The sequence below is a fragment of the Rhizorhabdus histidinilytica genome, assembly GCF_900167915.1.
GTDB classification, from domain to species: domain Bacteria; phylum Pseudomonadota; class Alphaproteobacteria; order Sphingomonadales; family Sphingomonadaceae; genus Rhizorhabdus; species Rhizorhabdus histidinilytica.
Window position 1 is genome coordinate 602760 of sequence record NZ_FUYM01000002.1, and the last position, 23445, is coordinate 626204.

The following is a 23445-nucleotide window of genomic DNA, read 5'->3' on the forward strand; positions in this document are numbered from 1 at the left end:
CCTGCCCACATGCCCTGTCGACGGTGTCCGGTTACAGCGACAGGCTGACCGTCGCCTTGATCGTGCGCGGCCGGATCACGCCGAGGTTGTCGTAATAGGTGCCCAGCCCGCCGAACGTTTCCCCGTAGAAACGCGGGAAGGTATAGTCGTCGGTGATCCCGCGCTTGTCGAAGACGTTGTCGGCGGAGAGGGTGAAGCTCCACTGGTCGGTCTTGACGCCGGCGCGCAGCGCGACGGTCGAGAAGCCGGGCAGCAGGACATAGGGCGTGTTCACGCTCGCCTTGTAGCTGTTCGGCCGGTTCGAACTGGCGGTGAAGGTGCTGCCGACGAAGCCGTCGAGGCTGTTCGACAGCGCCCATTCATAGTCCGCCGTCAGCGATCCGCTCCAGCGCGGCGTGCCCGCCATGCGCTCGCCCGGCGCCGCGCCGACGCCGGCCCGCTCGTCGGTGGTGATCTTAGCGGCGGTGTAGGCGAGGGTGCCGGAGAAGGACAGGCCGTCGATCGGGCTATAGGTGCCCGACGCCTCGAAGCCCTTGCTCTCGGCCTTGCCGTTGTTGCCGCGGAAGGTCTGGAAGTTGACGATCAGCGGAAGCTGGATCGACGACCATTTGATGTAGAAGCCGGCCAGGCTGAAGGTCAGCCGCTTGTCCGCCGTGCTCGCCTTCAGGCCGAGCTCGTAGTTGGTGAGCTCCTCCGGCTCGAACTCGGTCGGAATGACCTGGCCGACCCGGAAGAAGTTGGGGCCGCCGGCGCGATAGCCGCGGGAGACGTTGCCGTAGAGCAGCACGTCTTCCATCGGATGGTAGCGGCCGGTGACGGTCCAGGTGATGGCGTCGTCCTTGGACGCACCGCTCCTGCCGTTGAAATTGCCGTCGTTGCCGTATCCGAACCCGTCCTGCTTGTTCTCGCTGTAGCGCAGGCCGGCGGCGATGTCGAAGCGCGGGCTGAAATAGTAGGTGGCGTTCGCGAAGCCCGCCTTCTCCTCATATTTCGCGATCGTCCCGCTGAAGAAGTCGACCGAATAGAGCCCGGTCGCGAAGTCGAGGATGAGGTCGGTGCTGGTGCGGTTGTAGCGCTCGTTGGTGTAGTAGAAGCCGAGCTGCCACTCCAGGCCATGGCCGCCCGCGTCCTTCGATTGCAGGCGCACTTCCTGGACGAACTTCTTGTTCTCGCCGTCGCTCGCGAAAGAGAAGCGCGTGTTCGGCGCGAAGGACGGGCCGTTCGACGTCCGCGCATATTTCTGGTCGGTCCAGCTCGACGTGGAGAAGGCCGTCGCGAAGCCGAAATCATAGCTGATCGTCGCGTTGTACAGGTTGAACCGGTCGCGGATCAGCTCCGGGATCGGGCGCGACTGGGTGAGATCGCCGAACGCCGGCGTCAGCGTGGTGCGAAGCCCGTCGACCGACGATTCGCCGCCGACGTTGAGCCGCTGGGTGAAGGCGCTCAGCCGGATCTTGAGGCCGTCGACCGGGCGCAGTTCGAGCGATGCGCGGCCGCCCCGGTTCTTGGCGAAGTTCACGTCCTTGTCGTTGAGCGCGACATTGTCGATGAAGCCGGCGTCCTTGCGATAATTGGCGACGACGCGCAGGGCCGCCCATTCGGCGATGGGGATGTTGACCATGCCCTTGCCGGCATAGTCGGTGCCGCCCTTGTGGACCGCGCCGGTGCTGGCCGACATGGCGGCGGCGAACCGGTCGAACTCGGGCGTGTTGGTGACATATTTGATCACGCCGCCCAGCGCATTGGCGCCGTACAGGGTGCCCTGCGGCCCCTTGAGCACCTCGATCCGGCTCATGTCGAACGGATCGAGATCGGGGTTGAGCTCGCCGGCGAGCGCGGCGGTCGCGGCCGCGGTGATCGGCGTCTCGTCGAGATATTGGGCAACCGAGCTGCTCGGCTGGGTGGTGCCGACGTTGATGCCGCGGATGCTGATCTGGGACCGGCCGGGGGTGACGCTCTGGAACGACAGGCCCGGCGTGAGGCGGGAGAAGTCCTGGAACGAGCTGATGCCGAGGTTGGAGAGGCGATCGCCGCTGAGCGCGGTGATCGACGAGCCGACGTTGGAGATGCTCTCGCTCCGCTTCGAGGCGGTGACGATGATCTCGGCCTCGGCCGATGCCGAGTCGGCCTCGCCCGCGGCGGGCGCCTGGGCGATGGCCGCCTGCGAAGATACCGCCAGCGCGGCCGCGGCGGCTGCCCGCAAAAGCACCGAATGGACGGTCGGCCGGCGCCTGGAGGTGGCATCCGACATCGAGCTTACCAACGTGATCATAGCGACGCCCCTTTTTTTGTTGCTCGCGGAATGTGCCGAAGATGGTACAATATGTCCAGTATTTTTCCGAAAAGGAAAATAATGGCGCAGTTCCGCCATATCTGCACGGTCCTGGCGACGCGGCTTGGGCTGATGCCGCAAGGGGAATAAGGCGCGCGATCATATTGCGTGGCCTTTGGCGGGCTTGTACAAATATTGACGAATTTGACGAAGGAGCAAAGATTTGGCCACCGCTGCCAAGCGCAACCCCGCGAGAACGACGCTCGGATCCGCCCTGCGCTCGATTCGTCGGGAGCGGGAGTGGAGCCTCGCGGAGATGGCCGCCAAGACCGGGCTGTCGACCTCGTCGCTGTCCAAGATCGAGAATGGGCAACGGTCGCTGACCTACGACAAGCTGGTCGAGCTGGCCGAATCGCTGTCGGTCGACATTTCCCGGCTTTTCAGCGCGGGTCCCGTGCCGTCGGGCCTCGCCCATTTCGCCGGGCGCCGGAGCGTCCAGCGCGAGGGCGACGGCTTCGAGATCCAGGCCGGCGTCTACACCTACAGCTATCTCGCCTATGACCTGATGCGGAAGCGCTTCACCCCCGTGCTGATGGACATCCATGCGCGCTCGATCGACGAGTTCGACGAGCTGGTGCGGCATGAGGGCGATGAGTTCGCCTATGTCCTCGAGGGCGAGGTGGAGGTCCACACCGAGATCTACGCGCCGCTGCGGCTGAAGGTCGGCGAGAGCGTGTTCTTCGACAGCAAGGTCGGGCACGCCTATGTCAACGCCGGCGACGGCCCCGCCCGCATCCTCTGCATCGGTTCCGAGGCGGGTGTGCGCGGCGACGGCGTCATCCAGTTCGCCCAGGACCATCTCGGCGAATAAGGCGGCGGCAAGGGCGCCCCGCGTCCGCCGATCCGGCCTCCTTCCCGCGCGGCGCGCGGCCGGGGCGGTCCGATTTTCCTTTATGTGTCGAGGCTTGCGAGCCAGAGGGCGGTGTCCTCCGCGTCTGGGTCGTTTCGGCATCGCGTTGCCATGGGAGAAATATTCCGGTCGTATTGACATATTGGAAAATCAATGGACATATCGGACATCAATCGCCAAATCGCCGAGGGAGAGTGCGGTGACGATCCAGCGTCCGTCCAGGAACTCGGCAGCATTGCGCTGTATCGTGCTCGCCATGGCGGCGAATCTCTCCGCACCCGGCATCGCTGCCGCGCCGACGGCGTCCCCGGCATCCCCCTCGGGCGCGTCCGCGCCGGAAACGGTGGAAGCCTTCCTGGCCCGGGCGGAAGGCGAGCTCGACGCGGCGACCGAAGCCTCGAACCGTGCCGACTGGGTGCACGCCACCAACATCACGCCCGATACGGATTGGCTCAGCAGCGCCGCGCGGAACCGGCTCGCCGCGCTCAGCCTCGACCTCGCCCGCGAGGCGGCGGCGTTCGACCCGACGGCGGCCGGACCGGTCGAGCGTCGCAAGCTCGACCTGCTGCGGCGGCTGACCAATGTCCCGCCGCCGGCGGACAAGCGGAAGGCCGCTCGCCTCTCGGCCCTGCAGACGTCGCTCAGCAGCAACTACGCCACCGGAGCGTTCGACTTCCAGGGCAAGGCGACGTCGCTCCGCCAGGCGGAAGACCTGCTGGCGAAGACGCGCGACCCCGAACAGGCGCGGTTGCTATGGGAAGGCTGGAGGGAGAGCGCGAAGCGGCTGAAGTCCGATTATGCCGAGATGGTCGACCTCTCGCGGCAGGGCGCGCGCGAGCTGGGCTTCGCCGACATGGGCGAGCTGTGGCGCGCCGGTTACGATCGCAGCCCGAGCCAGGTCGAAGCCGATCTCGACAAGGACTGGGCCGCCCTCAAGCCGCTCTACGCGGCGCTGCATTGCTTCACCCGGAAGCGGCTTTCCGAGCGGTACGGCGCATCGGTGCAGCCGCGGACCGGCCCGATCCGCGCCGACCTGCTCGGCAATATGTGGAGCCAGAACTGGGGCAACATCTTCGATATCGTCTATCCCGGCCCGGTCGAGCGGCCTGATATCGACAAATATCTCCTCGCGGCCGGCTACGACCCGATGCGCATGGTGAAGACCGCGGAGGGCTTCTACGTCTCGCTCGGCTTCGATCCGCTGCCGGCCAGCTTCTGGACGTCGTCGCAATTCGTCGAGCCGGCCGATCGCGCGGTGGACTGCAATCCGTCGGCCTGGACGATCGACAATCGCAGCGACGTCCGCCTCAAGATGTGCATCCGCGTCACCCGCGCGCAATTCCGCACGGTCTATCATGAGCTCGGCCATGATTTTTACAACCTCGCCTATGTGAAACAGCCCTTCCTGTTCAGGCGGGGCGCGGACGAGGGGTTCCATGAAGGGATCGGCGATTTCATCGCCCTCTCCGCGACCACGCTGGGCAATTACAAGCGGCTGGGGATCGTTCCCGCCGACGCCCCCGGCGGCGACGATATCGGGCAGCTCCTCCAGAAGGCGTTGGACGAGGTGCCGCTGCTGCCCTTCGCGGTCGCCCTCGACAAATGGCGCTGGAGCGTGTTCGCCGGGCGGATCGCGCCGGACCATTACAACGATAGCTGGTGGAAGCTGGTGGCGGAATATCAGGGCGTCGCCCCGCCCCGGCCGCGCCCGGCCGACGGCTTCGACGCGGGGGCGAAATATCACGTCGCCGAGAACGTCCCCTATATCAGCTATCTGAAGGCCCGCCTCTATCAATATCAGTTCCACGAGGCGGCGTGCCATATGGCGAAGTGGAAGGGGCCGCTCCACCTTTGCTCGATCTACGGCGACAAGGAGGTCGGCACGCGGCTGCGCCAGATGCTCGCGCTCGGCGGGTCGCGCCCCAATTCGGAGGCGCTGGCGCTCTTCACGGGAAGCTCGGACGCCGATCCGCGGGCGATGCTGGAATATTACCGCCCGGTGCTGCGCTGGCTCGAAAAGCAGAATGGCGGAGAGCGCTGTGGATGGTGATCGCCGGAGACCCGGTCACGAGGCCGGGCCCGCGCGACCGTCGAACGGGGGAGGGGGACGATCTTGCCGCTGATAGACATGCTCCTGGCGATCCTCGGCGCGCTGACGCTGGTCTTCGTCGTGCAACTGGGGCGCCGATGGCTACGGGACCCGGTGCGCCCCCGGCTCGAAGGCGTCGCGCTGAGCGCCGTCGCCAACTTCTTCGACGCGCTGGGGATCGGTTCCTTCGCCCCGTCGACCGCCTATCTGAAGATCAGGCGCCTGACTCCCGACGAACTGATCCCGTCGACGATGATCGCGGGCTACACGATCGCGACAGTCACCGAAGCCTTCGTCTACATCACCTCGATCGTCGTCGATCCGGTCCTGCTGGTCGCCTCCATCCTGGCGTCCAGCGTCGGCGCGGTCGCCGGCGTCATCCTGGCGCCGCGCCTGCCGGTCCGCGCGATCCAGACGACGATCGGCGTCGGGCTGCTGATCGCGGCGTCGCTCTACGCCCTGTCCAACCTCGGCCTGATGCCGGGCGGGGGCACCGCCACCGCGCTGCCGCCGTCCGGGCTCGCACTGGTCGTCGCCGTCTCCTTCGCGCTCGGCATCCTCACCAATCTCGGCATCGGCAGCTTCGCTCCGACGCTCATCCTGCTCAGCCTGCTGGGCATGGACCCGCGCGCGGCCTTCCCGATCATGATGGGATCGGCCGCCTTCATCTTCGTCGCCAGCGCGACGACGATCGTGCGCACCAGGCCGCTCGATCTGTCGCTGGTCGGCGGAATGGCCATCGGCGGCGCCCCTGCGGTGCTGCTGGCCGCCTATCTCATCAAGTCGCTGCCGCTCCACGCCCTCCGCTGGGGCGTGGTCGTGGTGGTCGCCTATGCCGCCGTCCTGATGCTGCGCTCGGCGATACGGTCGCGGCGCCGGGCCGGTGATCCGGCCGCCCCGGCGGGGCCGGCCGTCCAGGCGATCGAGCCGTAGGGCAAGCCGCCCCAAATCATAAAAGGGAGACCCGCATGACCCAGTCCGATATCTCGCGGCGCAACATCCTGTTCGGCGCCGCCGCGGTCGCCGCCGCCGGCGGCCAGGCCCTCGCCCGGCCGCAGAAGCGCAAGGTCGCGACCCCGCGGAAGCTGGCCGGCATCGATCGCAGCGAGGAGCGTCTCCTCGTCGGCGCCGACGGACAACGCTTCCTCATCCAGATCGCCTATCCCCACGCGGTCGAGCCCGATCTTCCGCTGATGATAAGGGGCCGCAAGCCGGTCCCGATCTATGTGCTGGACGGCTGGGACAATTTCGCGACCGTCGTGGGGCTCGTCCGCATGATGCAATGGGGCGGGTCGGTCCCGCCATGCCTGGTGGTCGGGATCGGCTATGCCGATCCGGTCGCGGCCGAAAAGGGATCGCGGCGCCGCTATGACCTGACCCCGACCCCGAACGGCCCCGACACGAAGATTCGCTATGGCGGTTCGGCGCCGTTCCGGTCGTTCCTGCGGCAACAGGTCAAGCCGCTGATCGAACGGGAGTTCACGGTCGACGTGGCCCGGTCGACGCTGGTGGGCCATTCGCTCGGCGGATTGTTCGCATTGGAGACCGCCCTGTGCGAGCCGTCGCTGTTCCCGAACGTGCTCGCGCTCAGCCCGTCGCTGTGGTTCGACAACCATCTCGTCCTGGGACAGTTGAACGCGGCGCTGAAGGCGGGGGCCCCGTTCCCGCGGATCGTCGCGCTGGCCGGCGACCGCGAGCAGCAGATCACGCGCGGCGACTACAACATGACCCGCAATGTCGAGATATTCGGCGAGCATGTCGCCGCGGCCGGCCGCGCGGCCGACATCTTCGCGGGCGTGCTGGAGGACACCACCCATCACACCATCCAGGGCCAGGGGACGACGTTCGGCCTGCGCAAGCTGCTCGATCCGACGCCGCCGAGCTTGCGGTCCGGCTGCGTGAAAGCGGCATAGCGGAAGGCCGGGCCGGCAGGCCATGGTCCGATGACATCAAGGGGAGACTCCGAATGAACAGCCTGGAAAAGAGCCGCCGCGACATCATGAAGATGACGGCGCTGGGCGCGATCGCCGGCGGGCTGGTCTCGCGGACCGACAAGGTCGCCGCGATGCAGGGCGCGGCCGCCCCCGGCCGCACGATCACCGCCGCGCTGAAGGCGATGCCGAAGAACAGCGAGGCGCTGCTGCTGCCCGCCCGCTATGGCGGCGTCGACCAGCCGCCGAAGCCGGCGACGACGGACATGCTGCCGCTGTCGTGGCACAAGAGCCGGATGAAGGCGCTGTTCGCCAAGGCGGCCGAGCGCGGCGTCCAGTCGCTGCTGCTGCGGTCGCCGGAGAACGTCACCTATTATACCGGCTATTCGTACAGCAACACCGAACGCCCGCAGGCGACCTTCATCAACAAGGACGACGGGGCGCCCTGGTATTTCCACCCGATGGTCGACGACCAGCTCGTCCGCAGCGGATGGTTCGACGGCGGGCAGCGCGTCTTCTTCGATTTCCCCCACGCGGCAGGAGGATTCCCCAACCAGGGCAAGGTCGTCACCTCGCCCGGCATCGACCTGATGAGCTTCATGCTCGAAGGCATCCGCGACAGGGGCGTGCAGGGGACCAAGATCGGCCTCGACGGCGAGCTCTATCCGTCGGAAATGGCGAAGTTCCGCAAGATCCTGCCCAAGGTCGAGATCGTCGACATCGGCGACCTCATCCTCGAGATGCGCATGGTCAAGACGCCCGAGGAGCTCGCCTTGTGGAGCCGGGCCTATTCCTATCATGATCGGGTGCAGGCCTTCGCGCGGGACTATCTGCTGACCTACGGCACCGACATCACCGACCTCGAGCTGAAGATGGCGTCGGAGCTGTGGCTCCGCGACACGCTTTATTCGGAGCTCGACCTGGCCGGCGGCGCCCCCAATCACGGCGTCGGCTCGATCGGCGAGGTCGAGGTCCGCTCGGGGCCGGTCAACGCCTATCCGCACCCCAACCAGCCCTATTATTCGCAGGTGCTGCGCGACGCTCCGCTGCAGGTGGTGTCCTACATCATGGTCGGGCTCTGCGGCGGCGAGAATTACCGCATGTACCAGATCGCCGACCAGTCGGGCCGCTTCGACCCGCACGGCACCAGGTTGTGGGAGGTCAGCCAGCATTGCTGCGACATCCAGCGCGACATGCAGAAGGCCGGGGCGGTGTGCGGCGACATCGCCTATGCGATCCACAAGTACCAGGTCGACAATGGGATGAAGGATTATATCTACACCCGCGCGGCCCACGGCCAGACGACCGAGGGGCACATGCCGCCCTTCATCGCGCTCGGCGACCGCACCGTGCTGCCGAAGAACTCGGTGATGTCGGAGGAGCCGGGGCTGTACGATCCGGTCAACAAGGTCGGCTATAACTGGAGCGACAGCATCGTCACCGGGGAGGCCAGCGGCTATCGGATGAGCCGCACGCCCTATTCGAAGGAATGGCTGTTCGTCCGGCTCTGACGCTGCGGATCGAAGCAAGGTGAAGACGACGCCGATGCAACTGGAATCCATCGACCAGGCGCTTCTCGACGGGGCTTTCGGGGCGGCCTCGGCGCATGCGATGCGGCTGCTGGTCCGATATGGCGAGGTGTTCGAGGCGGATCGCTTCATATCGATCGAATCCGCGCATATCGACGGCTGCCTCTACCATGGGCCTTCCAGCATCAACTTCGTGCGCCGCTTCGTCGACCTCGGCGGACGGGTGCGGGTGCCGACGACGCTCAACGTCGCCGCGGTCGACGTGGTCCATCCCGGCTGGCACCAGGGGCCGCCCGATCTCCTGTCGGAACAGGCGCTGCTGACCGCGCTGCACGAGGAGCTGGGCTGCGTCGCGACGCTCACCTGCGCGCCCTATCAGCGGATGCTGAGGCCGGGCCTCGGCGATCACATCGCCTGGGCGGAGTCGAACGCGATCGCCTTCGCCAATTCGGTGCTGGGCGCGCGGACCGATCGCTATGGCGACTTCACCGATCTCTGCGCTGCGCTGACCGGACGCGTGCCCTATGTCGGCCTGCACAGGCCGGAGAACCGCCGCGCCACGCTGGTCGTGCAGGCGCCCGCCATCGACGCGACCGGGCTGGCCCGCGACCTCTATTTCGCGGCGATGGGATATGTTCTCGGCGCGCGGTCGGCCGGCCATGTCCCCGCAATCGTCGGCCTCCCGCCGGATGCAAGCGAGGACGAGCTGAAGGCGCTGGGGGCGAGCGCCGCGTCGGCCGGGGCGATCGCGCTGTTCCATGCCGTCGGCATCACCCCCGAAGCCGCGACGCTGTCCCAGGCGACCGGCGGCGCGGACGCGGAGGCGGCGACGATCGCGATATCGGGCGAGGAGCTTCGCGCCGCCGTGCGGTCGCTCTGTCCGCTGCTGGCGGGGGAGAGGATCGCCGCGGTCTGCCTCGGCACGCCGCATTTCTCGATCGCGGAGTTCGAGCATCTCGCCCGCATCGTCGACGGACGCCGGGCCTCCGTCGATGTCGAGGTCTATGTGTCGACCTCGCGCGAGATCGCCGCGCATGTCGAGCGCACGCCTGAGCTCGGGCCCGTGCTCTCGTTCGGCGCGAAGCTGGTGGTCGACACCTGCACCTACCTGGCCCCGGTCGTGCGCGAGACGACCGGCGCGATCGTGACCAATTCGGGCAAATGGGCGCATTACGGCCCGGGCAATCTGGGACGGCGCGTGGGCCTGATGACGCTGGAGCAATGCGTGCGGTCGGCCGAAACCGGACGGGTCGCGGCATCGTGACGATCGCTTCGCCAAGAGTGCTGACCCATGGCGTCGCGCGGGGGACCATCGCCCTCCTCTTGCAGCCGCTGAGCCTCTGGGGAGGCCTGCACCTCGACGACGGCACGATCTGCGACGTGAACCATCCGCAGCATGGCCTGTCGCTGGCCGGCAAGGTGCTGGCGATGCGTGCGGCGCGGGGATCGTCCTCCTCGTCCAGTGCGCTGGTCGAGGCGGCGCGGCGCGGCGTCGCGCCTGCCGCCATCATCCTCGCCCGGCCCGACCCGATCCTCGCGATCGGAAGTCTGGTGGCGGCCGATCTCTACGGGCTCCAGATCCCGGTGATATTGTTCCCCGAGGACGCGTGGCACCGCATCCCCGCCGATGGCGAAGCCCTGGTCGACGCGTCGGCAAGCGGCTGCCGGGTCGATTTCGCCGTCCTATGAGGAGGGCGCCGGCGCGGACGGGCCCGCGCCGCACCCGGTTCACCCCGCGCGATACCCGATCTGGTTCCTGATCATCTCGCCGCCGCGCATGATCACCGGCAGCTTCGCGCCGTCGGCCGCGAGCAGCCCGATATCCTTCAGCGGATCGCCGTCGACCACGATAAGGTCGGCATAGGCGTCCGCCGTGACGCAGCCGAGCCGCCCCTGATGCTGCAGGATCTCGGCGCCGGTGGAGGTTGCCTGGCGGAGGATTTCGAGCGGGCTGAAGACGTCGCGCCGCAGCAGGAACTCGCCCGCCTGGGCCGTATAGACATGGCCGACCAGGTCGGTGCCGAAGCCGAGCTTGACGCCGGCCGTCCGCATCGTCTCCAGCCCGCTGGTCGCATGGACGCGGACCTCTTCGATCTTGGAGAGGATGTCCGCCGGCAGCTTCGCCGCCCGGCCATGCTTGGCCAGCGCATCGACGATCGACATGGTCGGCACGATGTGTGCGCCCTTCGCGGCGACCAGGGCGGCGGTCTCCGCGTCGATCAGGGTGCCGTGCTCGATCCCGCGGACGCCGAATTCGACGCATCGCCGGATCGCGCTCGGCGTGTGGCAATGCGCCGTCGCGTAGCTGCGGCGGGCGACGCATTCGTCGACGATCGCCCTGATCTCGGCTTCGCGATAATGGTCGAGCCAGATCGGATCGGTGGGCGATACCACGCCGCCCGACGCCATCAGCTTGATCATGTGCGCGCCGCGGCGGAACTGTTCGCGGACCGCGGCCAGGCACTGGTCGACGCCGTCGGCGATCACCGACAGGCTGTTGTTGGCGCCGCAACTGCACATCGCATGGCGATGGGGATCGCCTTCGACATGCGCGGCGCGGAAATCGCCATGGCCCCCGGTCATCGATATGACGCGCCCGCCGTAGAAGAAGCGCGGGCCGCGGATCAGGCCGTCGCCGAGCGCCCGGGCGAGGCTCCAGTCGCCGCCGCCGACGTCGCGCACCGTGGTGAAGCCGCAATCGAGCGCATGGCCCAGCATCCGCACGGCATGGGCGGTGCGATAGGGCTGGCCCATCGCATCGACCTTCTGCAGGTCGACGTCGGACGCATAGGCGTGGATGTGGAGATCGATCAGGCCGGGCATCAGGGTGCGCCCCGCCAGGTCGATGCGCGGGGCGTCGGCCAGCCGGACCGGCCGGTCCGAGACTTCGCGGATCCGGTCGCCTTCGACCGCGACCGACATGCCTTCCGCGCATTCGCCGTTCAGGCCGTCGAACACCCGCGCATTGTCGAAGACGAAGAAGGTCATGATCGCGATGTCCCCATGGCTGGCTGTCTCGATGCTCCGCGCCGCATCCGCGGCCCGGCCGGTCCGAGATGTTTATAGGGCGCTATATGTGCTTCTTGCAATATGTGCTATTTGATCATAATATGCAGCTCGTGGATCATACCCAAAAAGGAAAACCACATGGCTAGGGAGGTTGAATTGCACCACATCGTACGCGCCCCGCACCGGGCGCCCCGCATGGGCGGAACGCCGCTGCCGAAGGCGCGGCTCGGGGCCGGGCTGCTCCGGGCGGCGGCGCCGGTCGCGCTGATCGCCGCGGGGATGACGCCATCGACCGCGATCGCGCAGTCCGCGTCCGCCGCGACCGGCAGCGGCACGATCGAGGAAATCGTCGTCACCGCCCAGAAGGAACGGAGCACGCTGCAGAAGACCGCGGCGGCGATCACGGCGCTGAGCGGCGACGCGCTGCTCGCGACCGGCGTGACCGACATCCGCGCGGCGCAGGCCTATGTGCCGTCGGTGCGCTTCCAGCAGCAGGGGGCCGCGACCGAGGTCTATATCCGCGGCGTCGGCTCGTCGATCGACTCGCCGCAATATGAGCCGCCGACGTCGGTGCATTTCAACGGCGTCTATGTGCCGCGCAACGCCACCGGCGGCGCCTTCTACGACCTCGAACGGGTCGAGGTCCTGCCCGGGCCACAGGGCACGCTCTACGGCCGCAGCACGCTGGGCGGCACCGTCCAGATCATCGCCAAGCGCCCGACCCGGGATTTCGGTAGCGAGTCGCTGGTCGAGGGCGGGAACTACTCCTTCGCGCATGTCAGCACCGCGGTGAACGTCCCGGTGAGCGAGACGCTCGCGGTGCGCGGCGCGTTCGATTACCAGTATCACAAGGGCTATCAGAGCTCGGGCGCGGATTCCGCCAACAACTACAGCGCGCGGCTGTCGGCGCTGTACAAGCCCAGCGACGACCTGAGCGCCTATGTGTGGGCGAGCGTGACCGACCTCAACGGCCACCCCGCCAACTTCATCAGCATCGGCGTCGATCCGGCGGGCGCGGTGACCCCGGGCAAGTTCCTCAATTCCAATCCGTGGGACGATCGCTTCCCCGCCTCGCTGCTGCCGCTTCTTCCGACCGGCCAGGTCAAGCCCGGCGAGTGGCGATACAAGAACATCATGGTCGGCGGCGAGCTGAACTGGAACCTCTCCGACTCGGTCGTCCTCACCTATATCCCCTCCTACCTGACCTTCTACAGCGAGCCGCGCTTCTATTTCGGGGGCATCCTCGCGGCCGCCACGGAGAAGGACAAGCAGACCACCCACGAACTGCGGCTCTCGGGCGACAATGGCAGGCTGAAATGGGTGGCCGGGCTCTACGGCTACCGGCTGGTGTCGAGCGGCACGGTCTTCGTCGGTGGCTTCTCCGCCGCCGAGGGCGCCTTTCCCACCAGCAACGTGACGCGGCACCGCGCCAAGGGCCTGGCCCTGTTCGGCCAGGCGACCTATCGGCTGTCGGACCAGCTCCGGCTGATCGCCGGCGGCCGCTACAGCCATGACGATCGCGTCGGCAACGGCTTCTATTTCGATGCGACCGGGCTGGCCTTCTACGACTATGGCCGCAAGTTCAACCATGGCGATTTCAAGGTCGGGGTCGAATATGACGCCGCCCCCGAGGTGATGCTGTACGCCACCGTGCAGTCGGGCTTCCAGCCGGGCACGTTCAACCAGTTCCGCAGCACCGCCGCCGTTCCCAACGACATCAAGTCGGCCAAGCTGATCGCCTATACGGGCGGCTTCAAGAGCCGCGCCTTCGGCGACACGCTGCAGATCAACAACGAGGCCTTCTTCTACAATTACGAGAATCTGTTCGTGTCCGCCTATGACGCGCTGACCAACAGCACGCGGACCTTCAACGCGCAGCGCGCGCACATCTATGGCGACCAGCTCGACGTGATCTTCAAGCCGACCCGTTCGGACCAGTTCACCCTGACGGTCGGCTACCTCCACGCCCGCTACAAGAAGTTCATCCTGCCGGGGGGCGCCAGCTACAGCGGCAGCCAGATCCAATATTCGCCCGACTGGACGATCAGCGCCGGCTATTTCCACGATTTCGACCTGCCCAAGGGCTATGTGCGGGCGCAGGTCAACACGCGCTTCGAGGACAGCTTCTTCGGCGACTATCTGCATTCGCCGGGCACCCGCCAGGGCTCCTATACCAAGACCGACGCGTCGCTGACCTATTATGACGATGACGGCCGCTGGAGCTTCGGTATCTGGGCCAAGAACCTGGAGAAGGAAGCGGTCGAGGCCGCCGTGGCGACCGGAAGCCTGACGCCGTTCAACCCGCTCGCCGGGACCGGCTCGCTCGAGCCGCCCCGCACCTACGGGGTCCGGGCGACGTTCAAGATGTGACCGTCGCCGGATGAGGCGCAAGAGGCCGTCCGCGATCGCGGGCGGCCTTTTCGTCTGCCGGCCGTCAGCTCCCCTTGGCGGCGGCCTTGCCGGCTTTCTCGAACCGGTCGAAATCCTCGGGCGTCAGCTTGCAGAGCTTGGCGAGGCACTGCTCGAAATTCCGCCGTTCGTCGTCGGTGAGGACGCTCAGCGCGCGCAGCTCGGTCGTCTCGCGTGCCCGGTTGGCTTCCTGCACCAGCTTCTTGCCGGCGGGAGTCACCTTCAACAGGAACTGCCGGGCGTCCTCCGGCGAGATCGTCCGTTCGATCAGCTTCCTCTTCACGAACATGCTCAGTGCCCGGGAGACGGCCGTCCGGTCGAGATAGGATTGCCGGACGACCCAGCTCACCGACTGGTCGGGGTTCTCGGCGATGATGCGCAGCAGCCGGATCTGGTCGAGCTCGAGCCCGAACTGGTTCCGGCAGATCTGGTTCGCGGTGACGCGCGCGGTCAGGATGAATTGATCGAGCCAGATGAGCAGTGAAGAGCTGGATTCCTGCATCGTTCAGATCCACATCTATTTTTTTAAGATCATATTGCATTATGTGCAAATTGCGCATATTGCTGTTCTCACATTAAGTCCAGCGCCTATGCGAGATGAAGCGGGGAGGTCAATCCCCGTCGCATCCGGGCACGAGGCGGGGCGCGGGCGATGCGCCCGTCTGGCGAGACAAGCAAAAACGGATTCCGCCATCGGCGAGTCCATGAGGAGAGTTGTATGGCGGATGAGGTGCGCGAAGCCTTTCAGCAGGGGGATATCCGGGCCGAACCGGGGACGATGGTGCGCGGGATGCTCGGTGGCGCGAACATGCCCACCGGCGAGCGCGTCGAGATTCCTTGCATCGTGGCGCATGGCGCCCATGCCGGTCCGACGCTGGTCGTAACCGCGGTGACCCACGGCAACGAGATCGTCGGGGCCGGCGCGGCGATCCAGTTCTCGCGCGACCTCGATCCGCGCGCGCTGCACGGCACGGTGGTGATCGTCCCGATCGCCAACCCGCCCGCGGCGGCGGCCGGCGCCTATGTCAGCCCATTCGACGGCATCAACATGTCGGGGCCGATCTATTGGGACGCGCCGCACGGCGCCAGCCTCAGCCACCAGCTCGGCGCGGTGATCGGCCAGGTGCTCGAACGCGCCGATTATTATGTCGACCTGCATGGCAATTTTCAGCCCTGCGTCCCGATGACGATGATGTTCCTGGAATCGTCGCGGGACGAGGCCACCCGCGCGGCGACGATCGCGATGGGCGAGGCCGTCGGCGTCACCCCGGTCGACATGAGCGCGCCGCCCGCCCATCCCGCCTGGCTCGGGCCGATGGACAGCTTCCCGACGCCGACCGCGCTGTCGCGCGGCATCCCGGCGCTGATGGTCGAGCTGCACGGCGCGCCGACGCTGATGGACGCCGACCGCGGCAGCCGCTGCCTCTTCAACATCCTGCGGTCGCTGGGGATGCTGGACGACGGCGAGGCGATCCGCCCCGATGCGACGCGGTTGCCCGGACGGTACGGTTATTATGGCGCGCTGGAGACGAAGGCGGCCGGACTGATGTGGATCCGACATCCGGTCGGCGAACCGTTCGAGGCCGGCGCGCTGCTGCTCGAGATCACCGATCCGTTCGGCGAGGTGCTGGAGGAGATCCGCGCGCCCGTCGCCGGCTTCTGCTGGGCCTATTTCGGCTCCCACCATGGCAGCTCGCACATCGTCTTCAGCGGCGGCACGGTCGCGCTCATGGCGCAGCGGCTCGACTGAGCGATGAAAGCGGACTCAAAAAGGCACAAGAAGGGAAATCCATGAAAACGATCGAGCGCCGCGTGTACAATATCGCGGTCCTGGTGACGCCCGAGCAGGGCGACGAGCTGGTCGTGCAGCTCGAGCAGGCGGGGCTGCGGCTGGCCGACGACACCGCCGAGCGCAATGTCGGCCTGCGGTCGCGCCTGCTGCCGATCGCCGGGGGCGGCTTCATCGAGGTGTCGTGCGAATTGTCGCCGGGGTCGTTCGTCCACGGCAACCCCTTCACCCTCACGCCGCGTCCCGCGCTGCTGACCTTCACGACCGCGGACGGCGCGGCGGACCTCGCCTACTGGCGCGGCATGCCCGGCACCGAGAACGCCTTCGCCCAAGCGGGAAGCTGGCGGCGCCAGGACGGCACCTTCGGCTATTATACCGGCGTCATGCCCGGACCGCCGACCGGCGCGCTGTTCTTCGGATTGCAGGAGCGGCGGCTGTTCCCGCCCGTCTATGCGGCCGAAGCCGACACCGCGCCGGCGGTGCGGCGGCTGCGCATGCGCGGGCCCAATGCCGCGCAGTTGCGGAAACAGCATGCGGACTGGTTTTCGTTGCCCGAACGCAATGGCAATCTCCACGCCGGCGAGACGGAACTGGTCTTCGAGACCGCGGACATCGCGATGGACGAGTTGTTCGTTACCCTGGCCGTGCCCAATCCGGACGTGACGATCCGGATGGCGGCGGGCGGCATCGATTTCGTGCAGGCCTGAAGGCCTGGCTGACCTGAATGAAAGCCCCGCCCCGATGGAGGCGGGATATGTAGACAAACGCTGGGATACCCTATCATGAGCTATACGATCGCACTCGACGTCGGTGGAACCTTTACCGATGTCGTGGCCACCGACGAGACCACGGTCTTCACCGGCAAGGTGTCGTCGCGCCCCCATGACGAAGCGAACGCGGTGCTGGACGCGGTCCAGATCGTCGCCGACCATTATGGCCGGAAACGGGAGGAGCTGCTCGAGGAGACGCGCTTCCTGATCCTCGGCACGACCGTGGTGACCAACGCGATGCTCGAATATCGCGGCACGCCGACCGGCCTGATCACCACCAGGGGATTCCGCGACATCATCGAGCTGCGGCGCGGCTATCGCGAGAGCCTGTTCGATTTCTCGCTCCAGGCGCCGCATCCGATCGTGCGCCGGCGGTTCCGCAAGGGAGTCACCGAGCGCATCGACTTCGTCGGCAACGTGGTGACGCCGCTCGACGAGGAGGAGGTCCGCCAGGCGGTTCGCGAGCTGCGCGCGGCCGGCATCGAATCGATCGCGGTCTGCCTGCTCTTCTCCTTCGTCAACGATGCGCATGAGCGGCGGATCGCCGAGATCATCGCCGAGGAGCATCCCGACTGCTTCGTCACGCTGTCGTGCGACGTCCTGCCGCAGATCCGCGAGTTCGAGCGGGTCAGCACCACCGTCGTCAACGCCTATACCAGCCCGCTGCTCAAGAAATATCTCCGCAAGCTCGACGACGGCCTGCGCTCGTTCGGCTTCTCGGGCGAGCTGGTGGTGGTGCAGTCGAACGGCGGCATCATGAACGTCGCCTATTCGGCCGAGCATGGTGTCGACGCGGTGCTGTCGGGCCCCGCGGGCGGCGTCGTCGCCGCGGTCGCGCTGGGCGAGCGATCGGGCTATCGCAACATCATCACCGCCGACATGGGCGGCACCAGCTACGACGTCTGCCTGATCAACGACGGCAAGCCCGAGGTCGGCGTCGACAACTGGATCAGCCGCTATCGCGTCGCGGTGCCGCTGGTCGACATCCACACCATCGGCGCGGGCGGCGGCTCGATCGCCTGGGTCGACGAGGTCGGCGCGCTCCGGGTCGGACCCGAGAGCGCCGGCGCCTCGCCGGGCCCGGCCTGCTACGGGCGCGGCGGCACCCGTCCGACCCTGACCGACGCCAACCTGATGCTCGGCTATATGGACCCCAAGCGGTTCATGGGCGGCAAGATGGCGCTCGACCGCGACGCGGCGGAAGCGGCGATGGCCAGGCATATCGGCGAGCCGCTCGGCATCACCGCGCTGGAGGCGGCGATCGGTGTCAACCGGATCGCCAATAGCGGCTTTTCGAACGCGCTGCGCCACGTGTCGGTCAAGCGGGGCCGCGATCCGCGCGACTTCGCGCTGATGGCGTTCGGCGGCGGCGGCGCGATCCATGCCGGCGTCCAGGCGATGGACCTGGGGATCAAGACGATCCTGGTGCCGCGCAACGCCCCGGTGCTCAGCGCGTTCGGAGGCATGGTCGCCGACTTCAAGGTCTCGCGGGTGAAATCCTATGTGCGTTCGGTCGAGGCGGTCGACTTCGACGACCTGACCCGGACCTTCGCCGAGCTGCAGGAAGAGGCGGAGAAGCTGCTGCCGGCCGCGGCGTCCACCAAGCTCGAACGCTATATCGACGTCCGCTATGAAGGGCAGACGCACGAGGTCATCGTCCCGCTGCACACCCGCACGCGCAAGATCTCGCCGATCAGCCTGGCGCGCGCGGTGCACGATTTCCACGACCTGCACGAACAGCTCTACGCCTACAAGCAGCTCCACCAGCCGGTCCAGATCGTCTCGATCCGGCTGGAGCTGACCGGCCTGCGCAACATGGAATCGATCATCACGCCGCGCAAATTCGGTTCGGACGACGCCGCTTCGGCGCTGGTCGGCTCGCGGCCGGTCTATTTCGAGCGGGCGAACGGCTTCGTCGAGACGCCGGTCTACGACGGCGCGCTGATCGAGCCGGGCAACGTCATCACCGGTCCGGCCGTGATCCATGAGCCCGGCACGACGATCGTCGTGTGCCACGGCCAGGAGGCGATGCTCGACCAATATGATACCTATGTGATCGAGGTGGTCGGCTGATGCGCATTATCAGCAACGAGCCGGGCGAGGCGGCCCGCGCCATATCGGCGGTGGACCTGGAGATTCTCCGGACCACGCTGATCGCCCATGCCGGCGAGATGGGCACGGCGCTGACCAACACCGCGCCGACCTACGATGCCAGCCGATCGAAGGCGTTCGCGGTGGCGATCACCGACGAACGCGGCGCGGTCGTCGCGATCGACAATCCCCAGCAGCTCGGTTCGATCGCCCGGACGGTCGAATATGTCAGCAGCTATTATGAGTTCGACCTCAACGACGGCGACGTGATCGTCACCAACGATCCCTATCATGGCGGCACCAAGGTCCAGGACATCACCCTGATCGCGCCCCTGTTCGTCGGCGACGTCGCGCTGATGAAGCTGGTCGCGCGGGTCCGCATCAACGACATGGGCGGGCAGCTCGGCGGCAATCTCTATCCCGGCGCGGTGGAGCTGCTGGCCGAAGGCGTGCCCGTCACGCCGATCCGCATCCAGCGCTTCGGGCGTCCGGTGCGCGACCTGACCGCGACCTTCCTGCTCAACGGCCGGCGGCGCGAGGAGACCGGCCGCGTGCTGCGCGCGGCGATGGCCGCGCTGGAACTGGGCAAGCGGCGGATCGGCGAGCTGATCAGCCGGCAGGGCCGCGAGACGATCGCCGCCGCCATGCAATATGCGCAGGATTACAGCGCGCGGCTGACCGGCACGCTCGTCGGCCGCTGGCGGGCGGGCAGCTATACGGGAACGCGGCTGCTGGCGATCGACGAGGCGGCCGGCGGCCCCCTCGCGATCCGGCTGACCGCGACGGTCGAGGGCGAGGCGCTGACGCTCGACTTCGCGGAGTCCGACGAGCAGCGGCCGCTGTTCGTCAACAGCCCGCTGGGATCGACCATCTCCAGCGCCACCGCGGCGGTGCTGACGATGCTGGGCGACGCGGTGCCCGCGAACAGCGGCCTCTTGCGCGCGGTCGGCATCCGCACCAGGCCGGGGACCGTCGTCGATCCGGTGCAGCCGGCGCCGGTCGGCTGGGGCGACGCCTATTGCGGCAGCGAGCTCGCCAACCTCGTCACCGAGACGCTGGGGGCGGCGATCGAGACCTCGCTCCCCCATGTCTCGGCCCCCAAGTCGCTGGCGCTGCGCCGCAAGGTCGCCGACCGCAGCAAGCAGACCGACCTGTCCTGCTGGGCGATGGGCGGCAGCGGCGGCCAGCCGCATGCCGACGGCTGGGGACAGCCGCCGCTCGACGGCCATGTCCTCTCGCCGTCGGTCGAGCAGTGGGAAAGCGAGACTGACCTGATGATGGAACGGCTCGAATTCGCCCCGGACAGCGGTGGAGCGGGGCAGTGGACCGGTGCGCCCGCCATCGAGGCGGTGATCCGGCTCGACGCCGACGGGCTCTACACGCTGTGGACACCCCCGGCGGACGTCGCCACCGCCGGCATCGAGGGCGGACGAGCCGGCCAGGCGGGCGAGGTCGCCATCGAGAATGCGGCCGGCTGGAGCGAGGGGCCGCGCCTGATCAACGAGGTGCGGTTGGGGGCGGACCGCCTCCGGCTGCGGCTGGGCGGCGGCGGCGGCTATGGCGATCCGGCCCGGCGCGACCGCGCGGCGGTGATCGACGATCTCGCCGACGGCCTGATCTCCGTGGCGGCTGCGCGCGACGTCTACAAGCTGGACGAGCAGGCGCTGGCCCATTCCGACGATCTCAAGCGAGTATGACGATGACTGATCCGATCATGGCGGAGATCATCCGCAACTTCCTGGATACCGCGGCGGACCAGGTCTACGAGACCATCTGCCGCACCTCGCCCAATCCGGGCGTCAACGAGGCAAAGGACTGCGGCGCCGGCATCTACAGCTATGACGGCGAGGCGGCGAAGCTCGTCTCGCGCGCCGGCATCATCGCCCATTCCTTCGCGCTGACGACCTCGGCCCAGTCGTGCCTCGACTTCTTCCGCGGCGACCTGCACCCCGGCGACGCGCTGCTGCTCGGCGATTCCTATCATGGCGGCAGCCATCTCGGCTGCTGGACCGTGGTCGTCCCGATCTTCTTCAACGGCCGGCCGCGCTTCCTTTCGGCGGGGCGGCTGCACGTGCTCGACCAGGGCGGGCCGGCGCCGGGCGCGGCCAATCCGTTGTGCCGCGAGATCTGGCACGAAGGGCTGCGGCTGCCGCCGCTCAAGCTCTACGAGAAGGGCGAGCGCCGGCGCGAGCTGTGGGACTGGATCGAGTCCAACATCCGGCTGCCCGACGTCAACCGCGCCGATGTCGAGGCGATGATTGGCGCGTGCCGCGTCGGCGAGCAGCGCATCCGCGAGCTGGTCGAGCGCTATGGGCTGGAGAAGACCGAACAGGCGCTCGACTGGATCTTCTCGAGCTCGGAGCGGCGCTTCCGCGAACAGCTCAGGCAATGGCCGGACGGCGAATATTCGAGCAGCTTCCACGTCGATACCGACTTCGCCGACGCGCGCGATCTCAAGATCCAGGCGAAGGTGATCGTCGCGGGCGACGAGATGACGATCGACTTCACCGGCACCGATCTCCAGACCGACGGGCTGGTGAACAGCGCCATGCCCAACACCATGGCCTATATCAGCATCGTCATGTCGGTGCTCTTCCCCGACGTTCCGGTCAATTCGGGCTTCTTCGAGCCGCTGACCGTGATCCTCCCCGAAGGGACGCTGGTCAATCCGCAGGAGCCGGCGCCGACGGTGCTCGGCACGATCGTCGCCGGCGGCCAGATCGCCCAGGCGGTGATGAAGGCGATGGAGCAGATCGTCCCCGAACGCGTCGCCAATGCCTCGATCGACATCGCGCACAACTATGTGATCGGCAATGACGACCGGGCGCAACGCTACCTGACGCATTCGGCGAACAACCCGAGGCGCTACCTGTTCTGGGACATGGCGCCGGTCACCATGTCGGCCAGCGCCGCTTATGGCGTCGATGGATGGGGCACCTGGGCGACGCCGTTCAGCGTCGCGTCGCCGGCCAATCACGAGATGACCGAGCTGCAATATCCGACCCTCTACCAGCAGGCCGAGTTCGCGCTCGATTCGGCGGCGCCGGGGCAATGGCGCGGACCGCCCGCCTATGTGATGCGGCGCGTCGACGTCGGCGCGAGCGAGACCTACGCCAATTTCGCCTCGCAATCGCTGGTCTATCCGCTGCCCGGCTATGCCGGCGGCTATGAGGGCGCCGGCAATTTCTGCGTGATCGAGGAAGGCGAGCCCGACGAGGCGATCTGCGGCGAATATATGGTCGCGCAGACCTACGACCCGTCGAAGGTGATCTTCGCGCAGAGCGGCGGCGGCGGCGGATGGGGCGATCCCCTCGATCGCGATCCGCAGGCGGTGCTCGACGACGTCCTCGACGAATATGTCTCGCTCGAAGGCGCGCGCGCCGACTATGGCGTGATCATCGACGGCGCCACCTGGCAGGTGAAGGTCGAGGAGACCGCGCAGGAGCGCGGCCGGCGCAAGGCCGACACCCGCCCCCGCAAGCGCCGTGGGATCGGCCGCGAATGGACGATCAACCGGGCCAAGATCGCGCACCGGGTGGCATGAGCATGGCGCCGGTCCCGTTCCTGCTCCTGTCCCCGCCCGGCCGTGGAGACGAGCGGCCATGTGCCTGAAATGCCCGGTCTCGCTGGCGGTGCGCTCCTCACTCGGCGCGCATCCGCCGAGCGAGCCGTCGCTGGTCGAAGCCGCGTGGGACGAGCATGAACTGCTCGTCTACGCCGATATCGAAGGCCATCATTGGGGGCCGGCGGTCGCCGCCTTCGGCAAGCTCTATCCCTGGCTGCGGACGCGGGTGCGGTTCGTCCCCGATGGGCCGCACCGCCGCTATCGCGAGGAGATCGCCTCGGCGGGCCGGTCCGCCGACCTTGTCATCGCTGCATCCCCGGCCGCGTGGGCGGCCGCCGCCGAGGCGGGCGAGACCGCGGGGCATCGCTCGGTCCAGCTGTCGCCGGGCGACGCGTGGAGTGCGGCCGATACCGGCATCTTCGCGGTTTCGGCCGATCCGGTCATCGTCGTCGGTCCGGCGGACGCCGCGGCGAACGACGGCGCCCGGACGATCGGGACGGACGGCACGATCTTCGCGGAAGCAGCCGGCGAGGCCCTGGTCCTCGACGGGACGGCGGCCGGGCGGTGGCCGATCGACCGGGCGTTCGATCATCTCCTCGCCGATGCCGCCGGAAGCAGGCTGCTCGTCCCGGCCCATCATTTCTTCTCGCGCACCGCGCCGGCCTACAGGGAGCGGATCGGCTGGAGCTTCACGCCGGGAAAGACCGTCGTCATCGTCCGGAAGGTCGGGCTGATGAGGCGAGCCTCCCATCCGAACGCGGCACGGCTGATGATCGATTTCCTGTTGTCGCACGAAGGGCAGGTCGCACTGGCCCGTGGCGGGCTGACGCCCTGTCGCGCCGACATCACCGGTTCGGACGTGTCCCGACTGACGTTCGGCCGGATCGTTGAGCAGATAGGACGGCAGGATGTGATCCTGCTGCAGTAACGAAGATCACGGAATTGCGCCGGCACCTACGGTGCTATCGGCGCAGGGCAGGCGGTCGCTAGGGTCAGGACCCATTGATGTGAGAGGCGCGATCTGATTCAGGCTCCGCAAGGAGACTGAGAATGAGCGACCTGTACTGGCTAACGGAAGAGC

Annotated in this window: 17 protein-coding genes; 14 read left to right on the plus strand and 3 right to left on the minus strand. The window is 67.5% G+C overall.

The genetic code is table 11. The annotated features are described in order from the left end of the window. Positions 1 to 31: 31 nt before the first annotated feature. Positions 32 to 2272 (minus strand): TonB-dependent receptor, encoded by a 2241-nt coding sequence (locus B5X82_RS06560; RefSeq protein WP_176152476.1) that lies wholly within the window; start codon positions 2270 to 2272, stop codon positions 32 to 34. 223 nt (positions 2273 to 2495) lie between these two features. Here B5X82_RS06560 and B5X82_RS06565 point away from each other — a divergent pair, with 223 nt between their 5' ends. The 7 genes from B5X82_RS06565 to B5X82_RS06595 all read left to right on the plus strand — a co-directional run bounded on the left by B5X82_RS06565 (position 2496) and on the right by B5X82_RS06595 (position 10420). Beyond that, entirely contained in the window at positions 2496 to 3143 is a 648-nt protein-coding gene (locus tag B5X82_RS06565; RefSeq protein WP_079647294.1) for a helix-turn-helix domain-containing protein, read from the plus strand. A gap of 238 nt (positions 3144 to 3381) precedes the next feature. After that, on the plus strand, positions 3382 to 5232 hold the full coding sequence (locus B5X82_RS06570) for a M2 family metallopeptidase (RefSeq protein WP_176152477.1): 1851 nt from the start codon (positions 3382 to 3384) through the stop codon (positions 5230 to 5232). Positions 5233 to 5295: 63 nt separating this feature from the next. Continuing rightward, positions 5296 to 6204, plus strand: coding sequence for a sulfite exporter TauE/SafE family protein (locus B5X82_RS06575; RefSeq protein ID WP_139385035.1), 909 nt, complete (start codon positions 5296 to 5298; stop codon positions 6202 to 6204). Between the two features lie 35 nt (positions 6205 to 6239). Continuing rightward, a complete protein-coding gene (locus tag B5X82_RS06580) occupies positions 6240 to 7184 on the plus strand; it encodes an alpha/beta hydrolase (protein ID WP_079647297.1) in 945 nt (314 codons plus the stop codon). Between the two features lie 53 nt (positions 7185 to 7237). Next, positions 7238 to 8713: an aminopeptidase P family N-terminal domain-containing protein gene (locus B5X82_RS06585; RefSeq protein WP_079647298.1), complete on the plus strand. Its 1476-nt coding sequence runs from the start codon at positions 7238 to 7240 to the stop codon at positions 8711 to 8713. A gap of 34 nt (positions 8714 to 8747) precedes the next feature. Continuing rightward, entirely contained in the window at positions 8748 to 9995 is a 1248-nt protein-coding gene (locus B5X82_RS06590) for an aconitase X (RefSeq protein ID WP_079647350.1), read from the plus strand. After that, the gene (locus tag B5X82_RS06595; RefSeq protein ID WP_217699564.1) at positions 9992 to 10420 is read left to right on the plus strand and encodes an aconitase X swivel domain-containing protein; all 429 of its coding nucleotides are present in this window, start codon (positions 9992 to 9994) and stop codon (positions 10418 to 10420) included. Before B5X82_RS06590 ends, B5X82_RS06595 begins: the two co-directional genes overlap by 4 nt. Positions 10421 to 10459: 39 nt before the next feature. Here B5X82_RS06595 and B5X82_RS06600 read toward each other — a convergent pair whose 3' ends face one another. Continuing rightward, positions 10460 to 11719: a metal-dependent hydrolase family protein gene (locus B5X82_RS06600; protein ID WP_079647300.1), complete on the minus strand. Its 1260-nt coding sequence runs from the start codon at positions 11717 to 11719 to the stop codon at positions 10460 to 10462. A 159-nt stretch (positions 11720 to 11878) separates the two neighbouring features. Between B5X82_RS06600 and B5X82_RS27205 the strand changes: the two genes are divergently transcribed. Next, complete coding sequence (locus tag B5X82_RS27205; protein ID WP_176152478.1) at positions 11879 to 14110, plus strand: TonB-dependent receptor; 2232 nt, start codon at positions 11879 to 11881, stop codon at positions 14108 to 14110. Positions 14111 to 14174: 64 nt separating this feature from the next. Here the strand turns inward: B5X82_RS27205 and B5X82_RS06610 are convergent, their stop codons facing one another. Further along, positions 14175 to 14651: a MarR family winged helix-turn-helix transcriptional regulator gene (locus B5X82_RS06610; RefSeq protein ID WP_079647302.1), complete on the minus strand. Its 477-nt coding sequence runs from the start codon at positions 14649 to 14651 to the stop codon at positions 14175 to 14177. A 216-nt stretch (positions 14652 to 14867) separates the two neighbouring features. On the opposite strand from B5X82_RS06610, the gene B5X82_RS06615 reads away from it, so the two are divergent. From B5X82_RS06615 to B5X82_RS06640, 6 genes are all read left to right on the plus strand, one after another. Continuing rightward, positions 14868 to 15899 (plus strand): succinylglutamate desuccinylase/aspartoacylase family protein, encoded by a 1032-nt coding sequence (locus tag B5X82_RS06615; RefSeq protein ID WP_176152479.1) that lies wholly within the window; start codon positions 14868 to 14870, stop codon positions 15897 to 15899. Positions 15900 to 15940: 41 nt separating this feature from the next. Next, on the plus strand, positions 15941 to 16645 hold the full coding sequence (locus B5X82_RS06620; protein ID WP_079647304.1) for a hypothetical protein: 705 nt from the start codon (positions 15941 to 15943) through the stop codon (positions 16643 to 16645). A gap of 75 nt (positions 16646 to 16720) precedes the next feature. Next, positions 16721 to 18781 carry a hydantoinase/oxoprolinase family protein gene (locus B5X82_RS06625; protein ID WP_079647305.1) on the plus strand — a complete coding sequence of 687 codons (2061 nt, stop codon included), beginning with the start codon at positions 16721 to 16723 and terminating at the stop codon, positions 18779 to 18781. Further along, positions 18781 to 20496 (plus strand): hydantoinase B/oxoprolinase family protein, encoded by a 1716-nt coding sequence (locus B5X82_RS06630; protein ID WP_079647306.1) that lies wholly within the window; start codon positions 18781 to 18783, stop codon positions 20494 to 20496. The genes B5X82_RS06625 and B5X82_RS06630 overlap by 1 nt, the downstream gene beginning before the upstream one ends. Before the next feature lie 2 nt (positions 20497 to 20498). Then, positions 20499 to 22343 carry a hydantoinase B/oxoprolinase family protein gene (locus tag B5X82_RS06635; protein ID WP_176152480.1) on the plus strand — a complete coding sequence of 615 codons (1845 nt, stop codon included), beginning with the start codon at positions 20499 to 20501 and terminating at the stop codon, positions 22341 to 22343. 58 nt (positions 22344 to 22401) lie between these two features. Beyond that, a complete protein-coding gene (locus B5X82_RS06640; protein ID WP_079647308.1) occupies positions 22402 to 23292 on the plus strand; it encodes a type 2 periplasmic-binding domain-containing protein in 891 nt (296 codons plus the stop codon). Positions 23293 to 23445 lie beyond the last annotated feature (153 nt).

Excerpts from the sequence above, each read along its gene's own strand:
- B5X82_RS06560 (WP_176152476.1), bottom strand. The coding sequence starts at position 2,272 with ATGATCACGTTGGTAAGCTCGATGTCGGATGCCACCTCCAGGCGCCGG.
- B5X82_RS06580 (WP_079647297.1), top strand. The coding sequence starts at position 6,240 with ATGACCCAGTCCGATATCTCGCGGCGCAACATCCTGTTCGGCGCCGCC.
- B5X82_RS06585 (WP_079647298.1), top strand. The coding sequence starts at position 7,238 with ATGAACAGCCTGGAAAAGAGCCGCCGCGACATCATGAAGATGACGGCG.
- B5X82_RS06590 (WP_079647350.1), top strand. The coding sequence starts at position 8,748 with ATGCAACTGGAATCCATCGACCAGGCGCTTCTCGACGGGGCTTTCGGG.
- B5X82_RS06600 (WP_079647300.1), bottom strand. The coding sequence starts at position 11,719 with ATGACCTTCTTCGTCTTCGACAATGCGCGGGTGTTCGACGGCCTGAAC.
- B5X82_RS27205 (WP_176152478.1), top strand. The coding sequence starts at position 11,879 with ATGGCTAGGGAGGTTGAATTGCACCACATCGTACGCGCCCCGCACCGG.
- B5X82_RS06610 (WP_079647302.1), bottom strand. The coding sequence starts at position 14,651 with ATGCAGGAATCCAGCTCTTCACTGCTCATCTGGCTCGATCAATTCATC.
- B5X82_RS06615 (WP_176152479.1), top strand. The coding sequence starts at position 14,868 with ATGGCGGATGAGGTGCGCGAAGCCTTTCAGCAGGGGGATATCCGGGCC.
- B5X82_RS06620 (WP_079647304.1), top strand. The coding sequence starts at position 15,941 with ATGAAAACGATCGAGCGCCGCGTGTACAATATCGCGGTCCTGGTGACG.
- B5X82_RS06625 (WP_079647305.1), top strand. The coding sequence starts at position 16,721 with ATGAGCTATACGATCGCACTCGACGTCGGTGGAACCTTTACCGATGTC.
- B5X82_RS06630 (WP_079647306.1), top strand. The coding sequence starts at position 18,781 with ATGCGCATTATCAGCAACGAGCCGGGCGAGGCGGCCCGCGCCATATCG.
- B5X82_RS06635 (WP_176152480.1), top strand. The coding sequence starts at position 20,499 with ATGACTGATCCGATCATGGCGGAGATCATCCGCAACTTCCTGGATACC.
- B5X82_RS06640 (WP_079647308.1), top strand. The coding sequence starts at position 22,402 with ATGTGCCTGAAATGCCCGGTCTCGCTGGCGGTGCGCTCCTCACTCGGC.